Source organism: Alistipes sp. (genome assembly GCF_048465635.1).
Classification (GTDB): domain Bacteria; phylum Bacteroidota; class Bacteroidia; order Bacteroidales; family Rikenellaceae; genus Alistipes.
Map to the genome: position 1 here is coordinate 36785 of NZ_DBFWLF010000020.1, position 15322 is coordinate 52106.

Annotated in this window: 19 protein-coding genes; 9 read left to right on the forward strand and 10 right to left on the reverse strand. The window is 63.7% G+C overall.

What is annotated here, in order from left to right; translation table 11 throughout:
• Positions 1 to 15: 15 nt before the first annotated feature.
• From ACMO9O_RS08285 to ACMO9O_RS08300, 4 genes are all read right to left on the reverse strand, one after another.
• Positions 16 to 630, reverse strand: a complete 615-nt coding sequence (locus tag ACMO9O_RS08285; RefSeq protein ID WP_418983413.1) for a JAB domain-containing protein — start codon at positions 628 to 630, stop codon at positions 16 to 18.
• 20 nt (positions 631 to 650) lie between these two features.
• Positions 651 to 1352 (reverse strand): ribonuclease III, encoded by a 702-nt coding sequence (rnc, locus tag ACMO9O_RS08290; protein ID WP_418983396.1) that lies wholly within the window; start codon positions 1350 to 1352, stop codon positions 651 to 653.
• Between the two features lie 88 nt (positions 1353 to 1440).
• On the reverse strand, positions 1441 to 2688 hold the full coding sequence (fabF, locus tag ACMO9O_RS08295; RefSeq protein ID WP_418983397.1) for a beta-ketoacyl-ACP synthase II: 1248 nt from the start codon (positions 2686 to 2688) through the stop codon (positions 1441 to 1443).
• A 41-nt stretch (positions 2689 to 2729) separates the two neighbouring features.
• The gene (locus ACMO9O_RS08300) at positions 2730 to 2966 is read right to left on the reverse strand and encodes an acyl carrier protein (RefSeq protein WP_418983398.1); all 237 of its coding nucleotides are present in this window, start codon (positions 2964 to 2966) and stop codon (positions 2730 to 2732) included.
• A 176-nt stretch (positions 2967 to 3142) separates the two neighbouring features.
• Between ACMO9O_RS08300 and pepE the strand changes: the two genes are divergently transcribed.
• The 4 genes from pepE (at position 3143) to ACMO9O_RS08320 (ending at position 6418) form a co-directional block, all read left to right on the forward strand.
• On the forward strand, positions 3143 to 3844 hold the full coding sequence (gene pepE, locus ACMO9O_RS08305; protein WP_418983399.1) for a dipeptidase PepE: 702 nt from the start codon (positions 3143 to 3145) through the stop codon (positions 3842 to 3844).
• Between the two features lie 10 nt (positions 3845 to 3854).
• Positions 3855 to 4697, forward strand: a complete 843-nt coding sequence (locus ACMO9O_RS08310) for a prephenate dehydrogenase (RefSeq protein WP_418983400.1) — start codon at positions 3855 to 3857, stop codon at positions 4695 to 4697.
• Positions 4694 to 5059 (forward strand): YraN family protein, encoded by a 366-nt coding sequence (locus ACMO9O_RS08315; RefSeq protein WP_418983401.1) that lies wholly within the window; start codon positions 4694 to 4696, stop codon positions 5057 to 5059. Before ACMO9O_RS08310 ends, ACMO9O_RS08315 begins: the two co-directional genes overlap by 4 nt.
• Positions 5060 to 5191: 132 nt before the next feature.
• Positions 5192 to 6418, forward strand: a complete 1227-nt coding sequence (locus ACMO9O_RS08320; RefSeq protein WP_418983402.1) for a 3-deoxy-D-manno-octulosonic acid transferase — start codon at positions 5192 to 5194, stop codon at positions 6416 to 6418.
• Positions 6419 to 6538: 120 nt separating this feature from the next.
• Here ACMO9O_RS08320 and ACMO9O_RS08325 read toward each other — a convergent pair whose 3' ends face one another.
• Positions 6539 to 7825: a serine dehydratase subunit alpha family protein gene (locus tag ACMO9O_RS08325; protein ID WP_418983403.1), complete on the reverse strand. Its 1287-nt coding sequence runs from the start codon at positions 7823 to 7825 to the stop codon at positions 6539 to 6541.
• Positions 7826 to 7901: 76 nt separating this feature from the next.
• Between ACMO9O_RS08325 and ACMO9O_RS08330 the strand changes: the two genes are divergently transcribed.
• The gene (locus ACMO9O_RS08330) at positions 7902 to 8468 is read left to right on the forward strand and encodes an NUDIX hydrolase (RefSeq protein WP_418983404.1); all 567 of its coding nucleotides are present in this window, start codon (positions 7902 to 7904) and stop codon (positions 8466 to 8468) included.
• Positions 8469 to 8545: 77 nt separating this feature from the next.
• Here the strand turns inward: ACMO9O_RS08330 and ACMO9O_RS08335 are convergent, their stop codons facing one another.
• Positions 8546 to 9211 carry a nitroreductase family protein gene (locus ACMO9O_RS08335; RefSeq protein ID WP_418983405.1) on the reverse strand — a complete coding sequence of 222 codons (666 nt, stop codon included), beginning with the start codon at positions 9209 to 9211 and terminating at the stop codon, positions 8546 to 8548.
• A 543-nt stretch (positions 9212 to 9754) separates the two neighbouring features.
• On the opposite strand from ACMO9O_RS08335, the gene ACMO9O_RS08340 reads away from it, so the two are divergent.
• Both ACMO9O_RS08340 and ACMO9O_RS08345 read left to right on the forward strand, forming a co-directional pair.
• Entirely contained in the window at positions 9755 to 10654 is a 900-nt protein-coding gene (locus ACMO9O_RS08340) for a 4Fe-4S binding protein (RefSeq protein ID WP_418983406.1), read from the forward strand.
• A 1-nt stretch (position 10655) separates the two neighbouring features.
• A complete protein-coding gene (locus ACMO9O_RS08345) occupies positions 10656 to 11090 on the forward strand; it encodes a GNAT family N-acetyltransferase (RefSeq protein ID WP_418983407.1) in 435 nt (144 codons plus the stop codon).
• Between the two features lie 17 nt (positions 11091 to 11107).
• Here the strand turns inward: ACMO9O_RS08345 and ACMO9O_RS08350 are convergent, their stop codons facing one another.
• The 3 genes from ACMO9O_RS08350 to ACMO9O_RS08360 form a co-directional block, all read right to left on the reverse strand.
• A complete protein-coding gene (locus ACMO9O_RS08350; protein WP_418983408.1) occupies positions 11108 to 12292 on the reverse strand; it encodes a transglutaminase-like domain-containing protein in 1185 nt (394 codons plus the stop codon).
• The gene (locus ACMO9O_RS08355; RefSeq protein ID WP_418983414.1) at positions 12289 to 13023 is read right to left on the reverse strand and encodes a copper homeostasis protein CutC; all 735 of its coding nucleotides are present in this window, start codon (positions 13021 to 13023) and stop codon (positions 12289 to 12291) included. Before ACMO9O_RS08355 ends, ACMO9O_RS08350 begins: the two co-directional genes overlap by 4 nt.
• 124 nt (positions 13024 to 13147) lie before the next feature.
• Positions 13148 to 13579 carry an Hsp20/alpha crystallin family protein gene (locus ACMO9O_RS08360; RefSeq protein WP_418983409.1) on the reverse strand — a complete coding sequence of 144 codons (432 nt, stop codon included), beginning with the start codon at positions 13577 to 13579 and terminating at the stop codon, positions 13148 to 13150.
• A 264-nt stretch (positions 13580 to 13843) separates the two neighbouring features.
• Here ACMO9O_RS08360 and ACMO9O_RS08365 point away from each other — a divergent pair, with 264 nt between their 5' ends.
• On the forward strand, positions 13844 to 14359 hold the full coding sequence (locus ACMO9O_RS08365) for an N-acetyltransferase family protein (RefSeq protein WP_418983410.1): 516 nt from the start codon (positions 13844 to 13846) through the stop codon (positions 14357 to 14359).
• A 40-nt stretch (positions 14360 to 14399) separates the two neighbouring features.
• Here ACMO9O_RS08365 and ACMO9O_RS08370 read toward each other — a convergent pair whose 3' ends face one another.
• Positions 14400 to 14630 carry a helix-turn-helix transcriptional regulator gene (locus ACMO9O_RS08370; protein ID WP_418983411.1) on the reverse strand — a complete coding sequence of 77 codons (231 nt, stop codon included), beginning with the start codon at positions 14628 to 14630 and terminating at the stop codon, positions 14400 to 14402.
• Positions 14631 to 15023: 393 nt separating this feature from the next.
• Between ACMO9O_RS08370 and ACMO9O_RS08375 the strand changes: the two genes are divergently transcribed.
• A partial coding sequence (locus ACMO9O_RS08375) for a hypothetical protein (RefSeq protein ID WP_418983412.1) occupies positions 15024 to 15322 on the forward strand: 299 nt, incomplete at its 3' end.

Genomic DNA, 15322 nt, shown 5'->3' on the forward strand with positions numbered 1-15322 from the left:
GTCCGGTCCGGGCGGCTACCGCAGCAACCCGGCTCGGAGGAACGAGTAATCGCCCTCGCGCGAAATGATCAGATGATCGACCAACCGAATATCGAACAGCGCCGCAGCGCGCGCGACCCGTTCGGTGAGCACCTTGTCCTGCGGGCTGGGTTCTGCCGCGCCCGAGGGGTGGTTGTGGATCAGGATAAGCTGGGTGGCAAGGAGTTCCAGCGCGCGCTTGACGATCAGGCGGTGGTCGACGACCGTGGCCTGCACTCCGCCCTGGCTGATGCGCTGCCGCTCGATGATGCGGTTCGACGCCGTAAGGTAGACGGCCCAGCACTCCTCGTGCGCCAGCCCCTCCAACTGCTGCCGGAACAGCCGCACCACATCGCCGCTTTCGCGGATCACGTCGGATTCATCGGCGCGAGCCAGCGCGACACGGCGGCCGTATTCGGCAGCGGCGGCAAGCAGGCGCGCCCGCCTCAGACCCAGCCCGCCGACCATCCTGAGCCGTGCGGTGTCCTCCGCGGCCAGTCGCGCCAGCGAACCGCCCGCCGCGGTGAGCAGCGCTTCGGCTACCAGCTCGTCCCCCGTGAGCACCGTCAGCAGTTCGCGGTCCGAGAGCGCCGCGGCCCCGCGCGCCGCCATCTTGTCGGCTGCGGGGTCAGTCATGAGCGGACCAGTCTGTCGACCTTGTCGAGCAGCGAGGCACACTGTTCGTCGGTCATGTACTGCGCCACGGAGAAGGCGGCCTGTTGCTCGGCCTCCTTCTTCGATTCGCCGGAGCCGTGGCCGACCTCGATCTCGTCGACGACCACCGTGGAGCAGAAGACCGGATGCGCCGAAGAGGATCCCTTGCCGGGATCGGTGCGGAACTCGACCTGATGGTGATTTTTCTGACACCACTCGATCAGGCGGCTCTTGAAGTCATTCTCCGACCGGGTCAGCTCGTCGATGTTGAGATGCCGGCCATAGATCGTATTGATCAGCAGCCGATTGACGAATTCGTAGCCCTGATCGAGGTAGATGGCCCCCATCATCGCCTCGAACGCATCGCCATAGATGTGTTTCTGGGCGATTCCCGTTCCGGTGCTCGAGATGATATGCCGGTCCAGCCCCAGTTCCCCGGCCAGCGCATTGAGCGACTGGCGCGAGACGATCTTCGAACGCAGCTGCGTCAGAAAACCCTCGTCCCGATCGGGAAATTCGATGAAGAGGTAGTCCGAGGTGACCGCTTCGATCACCGCATCGCCCAGAAATTCCAGCCGTTCGTTGTTGATCGAGCGGCCGTCGTCTAAAAGCAAAGAAGCTGACTTGTGAATCAAAGCCAGCTTATAGAGTTCGATGTTGTGCGGAATGAATCCGAACATGTCATCGACCACCCGGTAATACGACCTGTCCGGCCCGAAGTTCCTCCTCAGAGGCCTCAACACGAAATCCAGCACGCCGTAAGGGTTTTCAGTATTTGCGGAAAATGACCGTCGAGTTGTGGCCGCCGAAGCCGAACGTATTGCTCAGCGCGCACTTCACTTCGCGTCGCTGCGCCTGGTTCAGCGTCAGGTTGAGCCGCGGGTCGATCTCGGGATCGAGCGTCTCGCAGTTGATGGTCGGAGGGACTACGCCGCGCGTGATGGCCAGGATGCAGGCCAGCGCCTCGACGGCTCCGGCAGCACCCAGCAGGTGGCCGGTCATCGACTTGGTCGAGGAGATGTTCACCTCGTAAACATGCTCGCCCAGCACCGACGCTACGGCCTTCAGCTCGGGAACATCGCCCGCGGGGGTCGAGGTTCCGTGGACATTGACGTAATCAATCTCTTCGGCGGTGAGGTGCGCATCCTTGAGCGCATCGCGCATCGCCTTGATGGCCCCCTTCCCTTCGGGATGGGGTGCGGTGAAGTGGTAGGCGTCGGCCGAAGCCCCGCCGCCCACGATCTCGCAGTAGATCTTGGCCCCGCGCGCCTTGGCATGCTCCAGCTCCTCGAGGATCAGCGCGCCCGCGCCTTCGCCGATGACGAAGCCGTCGCGGTCCTTGTCGAACGGACGCGATGCGTGCTGCGGATCGTCGTTGCGCGTCGAGAGCGCCTGCATGGAGTTGAAACCGCCCACCGAAGGCTCGTTGACCGCGGCCTCCGAACCGCCCGTGACCATCACGTCGGCCTTGCCGTAGCGGATGGCGTTCATGGCGTCGATCATGCCGTGGTTCGACGAGGCGCAGGCCGACACGCAGCAGTAGTTCGGACCCATGAAGCCGTACTTCATGGCGATGAACCCGGCGGCGATGTCGGAGATCATGCGGGGAATAAAGAACGGGCTAAACCGCGGTGTCATTCCACCCGCGGCGTAGCCCAGACACTCATCGAAGAACGACTTGAGTCCTCCGATGCCCGAACTCCAGATGACGCCCACCTGCTCCTTGTCGATCGCCTCCACATCGAGCGCCGAATCCTCGACGGCCTGCGTGGCGGCGATCAGAGCATATTGCGTGAACAGGTCGTACTTGCGTACTTCCTTGCGGTCGAAATACCGGTTCGAGTCGTAATTCTTTACTTCACAAGCAAATCTGGTCTTAAATTTTTCGGCATCGAAATGAGTAATGGCTCCGGCTCCGCTGACGCCCTTCTCCAAATTCGAAAAATACTCCTCGATGTTACTGCCGAGCGGGTTGATCGTCCCGATACCCGTCACTACTACCCTTCTTTCTGTCATAAATTTAAGGCTTACTTACCGTGAAAACGTTGCTGTAAAACTTATTTCTTGTGCGCTTCGATGTAGCTGATAGCGTCGCCCACGGTGGCGATCTTCTCGGCGTCCTCGTCGGGAATCGTGATGTCGAAAGCCTTCTCGAACTCCATGATCAGCTCGACGGTATCGAGCGAGTCAGCACCCAGGTGGTTCGTGAAGCTCGCTTCGGGAACTACTTCCGACTCCTTAACGCCCAGTTTGTCGACGATGATCTCGACAACTTTTGATTGAACATCTGCCATAATTTTAAGTTTTTAGTTAAACAATTATTTAGAAATAGTTACGCTCGTTTTTGTGGAAATCTGCGCAAAAGTAACACTTTTTTTATTACTTTTGACAAAACAGCGGTTTTTTTTATTCACAATTTTTTCGACGTTTAGCACATTTTTCCGAGTAAGCTATTTAAAACCATACCCTTATGAAACTACTTCTGATCTCTAATTCGACCAACGCCGGCGAGGAGTATCTGCGCTATCCGCTGCCCGAAATAGAGCGTTTCCTGGCGGGTGTACGCGAAATAGTCTTCGTCCCCTACGCCGCCGTTACGTTCTCCTACGCCGAGTACGAACGGCGGGTGCAGGCCCGTTTCGCGGAGCTGGGCATCCGCGTGCATTCGGTGCACCGCGCCAAGGACCCCGTGCAGCTGATCCGGCAGGCCGAGGCGATCTGCGTCGGGGGCGGCAACACCTTCGCGCTGGCCAAAAAGATGCAGGAGCAGGGGTTGATGGCGGCCATTCTGCGCCGCATCCGCGCCGGCGTCCCCTACGTCGGCTGGTCGGCCGGCAGCAACGTCTGCTGCCCCACGATCTGCACCACAAACGACATGCCCATCGTCCAGCCCGCCTCGTTCCGGGCCATCGGGGCGGTGAAGTTCCAGATCAACCCCCACTACCTCGACGCCAACCCCGAGGGGCATGCGGGCGAGACGCGCGAGCAGCGCATCCTGGAGTACATCCGGGCCAATCCGCGGCGCTGGGTGGCCGGACTTCGGGAGGGGTGCATGCTCCGTCTGGAGGACGACCGGCTGGAGCTGATCGGCAGCCGCCCGATACGGATATTTCGGCACGGCACGGAGCCTTTCGAGGTGCAGCCGGGCGGCGATCTGAAGTTCCTACTATAAATATAGGTATATGAAGGTGCTCATTGCGGGTCTGGGGCTGATCGGAGGCTCGCTGGCCCTCGCCCTGCGCGAGCGGGGGCTGGCCGACGAGATACTCGGGGTCGAAAGCTCCCCGGAGCACGCCTGCGAGGCGCTTCGGCTGGGGCTGGCCGACCGAATCGTAACCCTCGAGGAGGGCGTTCCCGAAGCCGACCTGATCGTGCTGGCCACGCCCGTCGACACGCTGCCGCTGCTGGCGGTCAAGGCGCTCAACCGCATCGACGGCCGGCAGGTGGTGATGGACCTCGGCTCGATCAAGGAGGAGTTGTGCGAGGTGATCTCGATGCACGCCCGCCGCGGCCGCTTCGTCGCGGCCCATCCCCTGTGGGGAACCGAGTACAGCGGCCCGCAGGCAGCCCGCCGGGGCGCGTTCACGGGGTGCAACGTCGTCCTCTGCGAGACGGAGCGCAGCGACGCCGACGCGCTGGCGGCGGTGGAATCGCTCTTCCGGACGCTGGGCGCTCCCGTCCTCTGCATGAACCCCGAGGAGCACGACCTGCACGCGGCCTACGTCTCCCACATCTCGCACGTCACCTCGTTCGCGCTGGCGCTGACGGTGCTCGAAAAGGAGCGCGAGCAGCGGCATATCTTCGACCTGGCGGGCGGCGGCTTCCGAAGCACCGTGCGGCTGGCCAAGAGCGCTGCGTCGACATGGGTTCCGATCCTGCTGCGCAACAAGTACAACGTGCTGGACGTGCTGCGCGAGCATATCCACCAGCTGCAAATCCTCCGCCGCATGATCGAGCGCGACGACGCCGAGGGGCTTGCCGACGCCATCCGGCGCGCCAACACCATCCGACGCATCCTCCCGTGACCGCTTCCGCCGATACGGGCCGCGCAGGCGAATGTGCCGCGGCGGAGTACCTGCGCCGCATGGGTTACGACCTCTGCGCCCGCAACTGGCGGCAGGGTCGCTACGAGCTGGACATCGTGGCCCGCAAAGCGGACGTGCTGCACTTCGTGGAGGTCAAGACGCGCCGCGCCGACGGCCTGACGCCCCCGGAAGCGGCCCTGACGGCGCAGAAGCAGCGTGCGCTGCTGCGCGCCGCCGACGCCTACCTCGCCCGCGCGGGCTGGCAGGGGGAGGTGCAGTTCGACCTGGCGGCCGTGGACGTATTCCCCGACGGCGGGACCTGCGTGCGGCTGATCGGGCAGGCGATGGAATGCAACTGGTAATTTTGCATTTCCGACAAATTGTGCTACCTTTGTCGGACCAAAAACGAGACCCGCGAAGCTGCGGCGCGACCCCGCGTCGTGCCGGCGGAAAGGAACCGATAATACTTCAAACCCCGCAAAACGCAAACACCGATGTGGTTCTATAATTTCGGTCTGAGACTCTACGCCTGGATCATTCGGCTCGCATCGGCCCGGCATCGGAAAGCCCGGCTCTGGACCGAAGGGCGCAAAGACCTCTTCCGGCGCATGAGGGAGGCGATCGACCCCGCAGCCCGCATTGTCTGGATTCACGTGGCGTCGCTCGGCGAGTTCGAGCAGGGGCGGCCCATCATCGAACGCATCCGCAAGGAGCATCCCGAATTCAAAATTCTGCTGACGTTCTTCTCCCCCTCGGGCTACGAAATCCGCAAGGATTACAAGGGCGTGGACTACATCTTCTACCTGCCGCTCGACACCCCGCGCAACGCGCGCCGCTTCCTCGACGCGGCCCGGCCCGAGATCGCCATCTTCGTCAAATACGAGTTCTGGCTCAACCTGCTGCGCGAACTGCGCCGCCGCAAGGTGCGCACCTACATCGTCTCGGCCATCTTCCGCCGCAACTCGGTCTTCTTCCGCCCCTACGGCGGTCTGTGGCGGCAGGCGCTCGAATCGTTCGACACGCTCTTCGTGCAGAACGAGGAGTCGAAAACGCTGCTGGCCGAACTGGGCTTCGACAACGTGCTCGTGGCCGGGGACACGCGCTTCGACCGTGTGGCGGAGATCGCCCGCGCGGCCAAACACGTGGATATCGTGGAGCGTTTCAAGGGCGACCGACGGCTCTTCGTGGCCGGTTCGACCTGGGGACCCGACGAGGAGCTGCTGATCCGGCTGATGAACGAAAATCCCGAAGTGAAGTTCCTCATCGCCCCCCACGAGATGGACGAGGCACGCATCGAACGGCTGCTCTCGCAGACCAAGGGCGGCGCGCTGCGCTTCACGCAGTGCACTCCCCGCACGAGCTACGGCACGCGGCAGCTGCTGATCCTCGATACGGTGGGGCTGCTCGCTTCGGTCTACGGCTACGCCGCGTGGAGCTATATCGGCGGCGGTTTCGGCGTCGGCATCCACAATACGCTCGAGGCCGCGACGTTCGGACTTCCGGTCGCCTTCGGACCCAACTACAAAAAATTCAAGGAGGCGCGCGACCTGGTGACGCTCGGCGCGGCCCGGCCGGTCACCGACTACGAGGCGCTGCGCACGTGGTTCATTCCGTTGCGCGACAACGAGGAGTTCCTGCTCAAAACCAGCCGCATCGCCAAGGACTACACCATGCGCCATCAGGGGGCCACGGGCATTATCGTTAAGACGATTTTCCACTGAACGCCCCGCCAAACAGGGAGCCGGCCAACCCGTCCGGCTTCTTTTTTTGTCCCCAGCTTGTCGAAAAACCCCTGCCGCAAAGAGTGCGGCAGGGGTTCTTTTATCGGCGGGAGCCAGCCGTCAGCATTTGCGGGTCATGATACCCAGCACCAGGCGGTCGGTTTCGTTCATGCCGTCGCGGCCGATGGCCGTCAGGTTGCGGATGCACCGGTCGACATCCTGCTCGATGATCCCCTCCACGGGCGTTACGCAGTGGCCGTCCATCGCCATCATGGCCGACAGTACGGCGGTCGAGACGCCGCTGGTGAGCTTCATCGAGCAGCTGGGTTTCGCCCCGTCGCAGATCATGCCCGTCAGGTTGGCGATCATGTTCTTCACGGCCGCCGCGACCTGCTCGTAACCGCCGCCCATCAGGTAGGTGATGCCGCAGCTCGACCCCGTGGCGGCCACCACACAACCGCACAGGGCCGAGAGGCGGCCCAGGCTCTGCTTGATGTAGATCACCGTCAGGTGGCTGAGCACCAGCGCGCGGATGGTCTGCTCCTCCGTGGCGGCGGTCTGCTCGGCATAGACCACCACGGGAAGCGTCGCGGCGATGCCCTGATTGCCACTGCCCGAATTGCTCATCACGGGAATCATCGCCCCGGCCATGCGCGCATCGCAGGCGGCCGAGGTATAGGAGAGAATACGCGTGAAGATGCTGTCGCCCATGATCCGCAGTTCGCGGTCGCGGCGCAGTGTGCGGCCTACGCAATGGCCGAACTCCCCGGCGAAGGCTTTCTCCGCCGCAGCCTTGTTCAGGCGGCGCGACTCGAGGATGAAACGCAGTTCGTCCACCGGAGCCGTGGTGGCGAACTCCCAGACGCGGGCGAGCGACAATTCCACGTCTCCCTCCTCCTGCTCCGCCGCCGAAGGTGCGCGCTTGTCGAGCGAACAGGCCCCGTCGCGGGCCAGATAGACAAAAGAGGTATGGCCTCCGGCGATAATCGCCGTGGCAGTGTGCCCCGCACCCGAGACCCCGACCTCGATATAGAGTTTTTCGTCGATCCCCTCCTGCAGGGCGATCGAGATGCGTTTTTCGTCGATGTAGCGGCGGCCCCGTTCGACCGCCTCGGGCGTCACGTCGCGCAGCACCTCCAGCCGGTAGTCCGAGCGGCCGATCAGCGCGCCGAGGGCCACGGCGATCGGCAGGCCGATCATCCCCGTGCCGGGAATGCCGACGCCCATCGCGTTCTTGAGGATATTGGCGCTCAGGCGCACGTCGATCTTTTCGGGCACTGTGCCGAGCAGTTCGGCGGCACGCGCCGTACAGAGGGCCACGGCGATCGGTTCGGTGCACCCGATGGCGGGCACGACCTCGCGGTCGATAAGCGCGATGATGCGCTTGCGTTCGGACTGGGGTATCATCGTTTCGGTTCTTGGATAACTCTGCCTACAAAGATAGCGAAAAATCGTTATCTTCGCCGCAGAAAACATCCGTCCCATGAAAAACCCCGAAAACCGGAAGTGGACGGTGCTCGCAAGCGAGTACCTGGCCCGCAAACCGTGGTTCACCGTCCGGCACGAGACGATCGCCCTGCCCGACGGACGCTGCATCCCAGACTACTACGTTTTCGAATATCCCGACTGGGTAAACGTCATTACCATAACGCGCGAGGGGCGGTTCGTGATGATCGACCAATATCGCCACGGGCTGGGCGAGACCTCGTACGAATTGCCGGCGGGCGTCATGGAACCCGCGGACTCATCGCCGCTCGCCGCTGCGCAGCGCGAACTGGAGGAGGAGACGGGTTACGGCGGCGGACAGTGGCGGCTCGTAACAACCCTCTCGCCCAACCCCGCCACACAGAACAACCTGACCCACTGCTTCCTGGCCGAAGGCGTGGAGCGCATTTCGGCGCAGCACCTCGACGCCACGGAGGACCTGCGCGTGCACCTTTTCACACGCGAGGAGGTAGTAGAATTGCTCCGCACCGACCGTATCCGGCAGGCGCTGATGGCCGCACCGCTCTGGCGCTACCTGGCCGAAGAGGCCGGAGCGGACCGATAGCGTCGCGTCCCGGCGTCCGGATGAAACGGCCCGATCCGCGACACGGAGATCGGGGAATGTCCGTTCCGCAGGACGGATTATTTCCCGACCGACTGCGCCAGCGCGAAGAAGTAACGCTCAGGATCGAGGTTCAGCAGCGCCAGCAGCTCCGCGGCAGGTGCGCTGCCGCGCGTCACGGACTTCAGCCCATGCCCGGCCGCGTAAAGGTTGGCATTCTCGGCATACCCCGCCGCATCCTGCCCGCAGAGGTAGCGGATATGCTCGGCCGGAATATCGCGCCCGTCGTAAACCGAGAGGTCGGCGACGTAGACCAGATTCAGCAAGGCCGTCGCCACGAAGGGCTGCGTGCCCGCCAGCGCCCGGTGATCGCCGTCGACCACCCGCACCAACCGATGCGCCGGCTGGTCATAGCGGTAGACGCCGCCCGGCAGAAAGGCGTAGACCCGAATGGGATAGAGCGCCAGCGCCGACGGAGCGGTCAGGTGGTTGTTGTCCGGACGGTTGATCCCCGCCGCAGCCCACACCACGCCCGAAAGCTCTTCGAGCGTCAACGCTTCGCCCGTAAAGTCGCGCGAGGTGGCGCGCTTCCACAACGCCTCGTCGATCGGCAGGCCGCCCGTCGAATCGGGGGTCAGCAGCGCGATTTCGGCATCGTATTCCACCGGAGTGGCGGTCACCTGCCGGGCAGGCCGCGTGCCGCACGCCATCAGAAGCAGGGCGGCTGAAAGAAGTAAGGTTTTCATGGTCGTATCGGTTAATCAGGTTGATCGTTTGAATTGCGCTACAGGGAGGAGAAGAGCCTCAGGTATGAAATTAAGCCCTTCGTATTCGCTCTTGCTGCTTCTCGGAACTGCGCGGACTGTCCGGTTTGTCTTGTTTTCGGCTGTTAAGCCGGCAGCCCGCAGCCGCCGGGTGCGGAGGGCTGCATCTCAGCCTCCGGCTTCGATCCCCCTCCGCCGGCTACGAACTGAGATACAATCGTTTTATTCTTGCGTCTTGTTTAGCGGCTTTTGAGCCGGCGGGCCGCAGCCTGCGTCTATAAATCAAATGCGATACAACCCCAGCCACACAACTTCCTATTCTTTCGGCTCTAAGAGCCGAGCGGGCCGCAGCCTCCGGGCAGCGGAGGCCCGCTTGTCGCGTTCCTCCGCAGGCTGCCGCCCTCAGATGGAACCCGACCAAACAAGCCTTTGGTCAAAGATAAGCATTTTTCTTTCCGGATCCGATCGCTTTCCGAACGAATATAGGCTGATTTTGTGTAAATTTGTGCAACTGAAAGCGCTGTCATGAAACCCCGCACCCTCCACACCTTCGTATTCTCCCCCACGGGAACCTCCCAAAAGATCGCCGCGGCCATCGTCCGCGGAATCGCCGACAGCCGGTCGGAAAACGGCGCAGTCAGATTCGGCAAACCGAACGGATCGAATAAACCGGACGGCTTCTCAACCGGGCAGGTGGAGCCGCTCGATCTGACGCACGCTCCCGCCCCGGCACAAACCCTGCCCGCGGACGCCGTTACCGTGTTCGCCGTTCCGGTCTACGGAGGCCATCCGGCGCCGACGGCACTCGAACGCCTGCGGGACGTGCGCGGGGAGGGCACTCCCGCCGTCGTCGTAGCCGTCTACGGCAACCGCGCTTTCGAGGGAGCCGTACGGGAATTGGCCGCTTTCGTCGCCGAGCGGGGATTCGTGCCCGTGGCCGCGGCCGCGTTCGTCGGCGAGCACTCCTACTCCACCTCCGCGACCCCGATCGCTGCCGGACGGCCCGATGCCGCGGACCTCGCCGAGGCCGAAGCCTTCGGGGAGGCTGTCGGCCGCAAACTCGCGTCCGGCACGCCTGCGCCCGTCGATGCGGCGCGGTTGAAAGAGCCGCGCACGCCGTTCCTTTCCCGCCTGCGGTTCATCCGCTTCGTGCTGGATTACCGCCGTCGTCAGAAACGCAACCCAGTTGTGCTGCTTCCCTCCGGCGATGCGGAGCGCTGCACCCGTTGCGGCCGCTGCGTCAGGGTGTGTCCCACGCAGGCAATCGCTCCGGGCGACGAGCTGCGTACCGACCCTGCGCGCTGCATCCGCTGCAACGCCTGCGTCAAGGCGTGTCCGACCGGATCGCGCACCTACCCGACCCCTTTCGCGGCCGCCCTGTCGCGCTGTTTCGCGCGGCGCAAACCGCCTGTCACGTTACTTTAGCATGGTCGAACGCCTGACGGCCCCGACACCGGAAGAGCTGGACCGGCTGACCGAACTCTGGGAGGCCTCGGTAGTCGCCACGCACACATTTCTGGACGCAGCGGATATTCCCTATTTCCGCCGCATCGTCCGCACGGAAGCGCTTCCGGCGGCGGAGTTGTACGTCGTACGCGACGGCGGCGAATGGAGGGCCTTTGCCGGCATCGGCGGCGACAAACTGGAGATGCTCTTCGTCGCACCCCACAGCCGTGGCAAAGGTGTAGGTCGCACGCTGGTCGAACACCTCGTCCGCGAGCGCGGCATCCGGCGGGTCGACGTCAACGAGCAGAACGCACAGGCCGTCGGATTCTACCGGCGGCTGGGATTCCGCCCCGTATCGCGCGACGAGCGGGACCCCTCGGGCCGCCCCTACCCCATCCTGCATCTCGAGCGGTAAGAGTGCCGCCCGAAACACTACTCCATATACCCCGTAACGGTCAGCGGGGCATCCCCCACCGTCGCCGTCACCTCCGCGAGGTCACCGCGCGCATTCTCGTAGCGGAACGCATAGCTCCGACCCTTTTCGAGCAGGAAGGTCAGGCAGTCGTTCATATCCTGCCGCGGTCCGGCCGTGCGGCCGCCGCCCACCTGCTCCGCTCCGCAGAAGACATCCACATTGGCCGCCACCCGGTCGTCCGAAGCGGCGGCATGCCCCGCCTCGCGGAGCATCACAAAGCGCACCTCGACATGCGTACCCTGCGCCCGCAGGCTGTCGGCCGCAGCGCGCCAAAGGGCGCGGTAACGCGGCGTGACATTCACCCCGTGCACCGCGCGCGAATCCTCGTTCCACACCATCGGAAACCAGTCGCCCGTCTCCCGGAACGAAACGGCATAGATTCCGTGCGCCCGGTCGGCCGGGTCGGCGCGCCCCGCATCCGGGAGGAACCACGAACGGTCGAAGCCCGAGGGGTAATATTCGGTGAAGTGCCACTCCCCGTCGATCCACACCTCCACCCAGCTGTGGTTGCCCCGGTCGTCGTGCCAGGCGGGGGTTCCGGCGAAGCGTGCCGGCACGCCTGCGGCGCGCAGCGCATCGACCAGCAGGATGGACAGCCCCGTGCAGGAGGCCATGTGCTGCCGCATCGACTCGCGCGGGCTTTGGTTCGTCTTCTCACGGGCCGTGTTGTAATCGACTTCAACGAGGTCGCGCAGGCTGCGGTTCACCGCCTCGGCCGCCTCGCGCAGCGTGCGGCACGAAGCCACCTGCGGGGCGAACCGGGCGTAAAAGTCTGCCCGCCACGCATCGCGCACCTCATCGACTGCGGCGTAAGGCAGCACTTCGTTCAGGAACACGCTGTCGGGCAGCGCCCGCGTCCACGGATAGTCGCGCCGGGCCCGGCAGGCGTACTGCACGTTTTCGCGCAGCAGGTCGAGCGCCATCGTATCGCGGTCGCCGCGCGGCATTCCGACCAGCAGACAGGCCATCGCCGCACGGTTGCAGCGCGGCGTTTCGCGCAGCAGCTGCCGCAAACTGTCGGCGCGCGGACAGTCGGCCAGCGCCGCATCCAGCTGCGCTTCGCAACAAGCAGGGACACCCGCCCCGTAACGCCCGCAGGCCCCCAGCAGCAGGGCCGCCAGCAACATCAGAGAGGTCTTCATCGTTCTATCTGAAAGAGAATTTGACGGATCATCGCTTCGTCCGCGCCCACCGAGGCGTACTCCGGAACGCCCGGTACGCCGCCCAGCGACACGTCGGGGTTGCGGTAGGTCATGCCGCTCTCGCGCAGCAGCCGGGCGCTGAAGTGGAGCGCATCCACGCCCGTTGCGGCCAGCATGCGGGCATTCGACGGTTTGACACCGCTGCCGGCCATGACGGCGATGCGTCCGGCGGCCTGACCTACCAGCGCGCGCACCTGGTCGATCCCCTCCGCAGCCGTAGCGCGGCCCCCGGAGGTGAGCACGCGGCGGCAGCCGAGACCGACGAGCGTTTCGAGTGCCTCGCGCCGGTCGCGGACCAGATCGAAAGCGCGGTGGAAGGTCACCTCCATCCCTCCGGCCTGGGCCATAACCTCAGTCATCCTCGCGGCATCCACCCGTCCGTCGGCGGTCAACACACCGACGGCGATGCAGTCGGCCCCCGCTTCGCGGGCGAAGCGCACCTCTTCGAGCAGCTGGCGAAATTCGCCGTCGGTATAGAGAAAGTCGCCGCCGCGCGGTCGGATCATCACGCTCAGCTGCAAACCCCCGATGCGACGAGCCATCCCTACGGCGGCGGCCGACGGGGTTACGCCGCCCTCCCAGGGCGAAGCGCACAGCTCCACCCGCGTCACGCCCGCGCGGCGGGCCGTCTCGCACGCCTCGAGCGAATAGGCGCAAAGTTCCGTTTCGATCATGACCCGAAATTACGGATTTCCGCGCGAAACCGCAAGTTTCGCGGGCGGATTCGCATCCTGCAGGTCACAAAAAGGGGAGCTTTCGGTTGAAAGCTCCCTTCGAACGGCGCACAGCGAGTGCTTACTGCACCTCGATCTGACGCGAAGCGGCGGTCTCTTCGACCTTCCTCTTGGGAATGTCGATGGTCATCACGCCGTTCTCGACGCGGGCCTCGATCTGGTCGCGCTCGATGTTGTCGGGCAGCAGCAGGCTTTGCTGGAACTGCGTATAGGAGAATTCGCGGCGCAGGTACGTGCCTTTGTGCTTCTTGTCCTCCTCCTTCTCTTCCGACTTCTTCTCCACGGAGATGATCAGTTCGTTGTCCTCGTTGATGTGGACCTTGAAATCCTCGCGGGTCATCCCCGGAGCGGCGACCTCGACCTTGTACTCTTGCTCATCCTCGATGATGTTCACGGCAGGGGCCGTGGTGTTGTGGCGCTCGACCCACTCCGATCCGAGCAGATCGTTGAAGATGCTCGGCAACCAGTTTTGATTACGTCTTGCAGGAACCATAATTTTGTCCTCCTCGGTTTATTTGGTTTAACTTGAATTTACTTGCTGCCGCTCGATGCGGTCTGACTGCATACGGTCAAATCCTGTGCCACGGCCCCTGCTTCCGATCCTTGCGGAAGGACATATTTCCGCCTCCCGCCGACCGTTCGACCGCCGAAACGACCTATCTTTGCCCTTGATAAACCCGGCTTAGACAGGCTGCGCCTCGGCATAACGCGCTGCGCTTGATTCTGCGCCCGGCTTGCACTATCTTTGCCGAAAACTATGAAAGAACTCGAATTCAGAGAGGCCGTCGCCGCCGACCTGCCGCAGATCCTGCGGATTATCGCCCAGGCCAAAGCGCAGATGCGGGCGCTGGGAAGCACGCAATGGCAGGACGGCTATCCCGCCGAGGCGGACATCCGGCGGGACTTGCGGCTGGGATACGGCTATGTGCTGGTCCGGGCAGCCGCGCCGGATCGCCCGATCGCCTACGGGGCGGTGGTTTTCGACGGCGAGGCGGCCTATGCCGGCATCGCGGGCAGCTGGCTGACGGAGGGTCCCTACGTGGTCGTGCACCGGCTCGCCGTGGCCGACGGCGAAAAAGGGCGCGGCGCGGCCACCGCATTCATGCGCCGCACGGAAGCGCTGGCCCGCGCACGGGGCGTGCGGGCGTTCCGCATCGACACCAATTTCGACAACCGTTACATGCTGCGCATGCTCTCTCGGCTGGGTTTTGCCTACTGCGGGAAGATCCGCTACGAGAGCGGCGAGCGGCTGGCGTTCGAGAAACGGCTGTAAAATCAGAGCCGGGACCTTCCGGTTCCGGCCCCTCTCCGGGTCAGTGCGTCACTACTCCGCGGAACAGCTCTTCGAACGGCACGTCGTAGAAATCGCTCAGATCGGCCAGCGTGCCCAGCGAGACGCTGTGGCGGCCGCTTTCGATGCGGGCGATATTCATATCGACTGCGTAACGGACATCCTCCTGCGTCAGTCCCCGGGCATAGCGCAGCCCCTTGAGCCGCACTGCAATCTGGACGTCCACCAATGTATTCCGCCGCTGCCTTTTCATGGTGCAAATTACCGCAATTCGAAAGGGATATTTTACTACACACTTGTAAAGACGCCTCCCGATCTGCGCTCCACGCGGCTCTGACAGGGAATGCACCCGCAAAAACACCTGTTCGCGTCAACATTGCGCCCTGACGGAATACGCCTGCGGACGTCTTGAACGAATCTTTAGCCCGAACATGCAGGAGGCAAAATTACGAAATAAACCGGACGGTCGCCCGGCGGAAATCTAATCCGGAGGACTGCGACCGGCGAAAAAATCGAATTGGGACGGTTATCGGCCGGCCATCGCCGCCCAACCGCTCAGGGGTGCGGCACAGCTCGACAAGTTGCACGTAAGTTGCAAATCAGCCGTTTTTTAACTATCTTGCACATAACCCCAAATTCCACTTCTATGTCCCGTTTCTCCCTTCTTCCGACGGTGCTGGCAGCACTTCTCTTCCTCGGCTGCGGCGACAGCGGTACGGTCGACGATCCCGAACCGAACAAACCCCGCTTGAACCTGCTCTCTCCCGCACCGACGCCGTTCAGCGCCGCGGGCGGCAGCACCGAGCTTCAGTTCGCCACCTCGGAGGCGTGGCGGATCACCGCCTCGCCCGCCAACGAGGCGTGGTACTCGGTCAGCCCCCTTTCCGGCGGGCCGGGCGAGCGGATCACCGTGCGCGTCACCCTCCAGCCCAACGAAGCCTACAC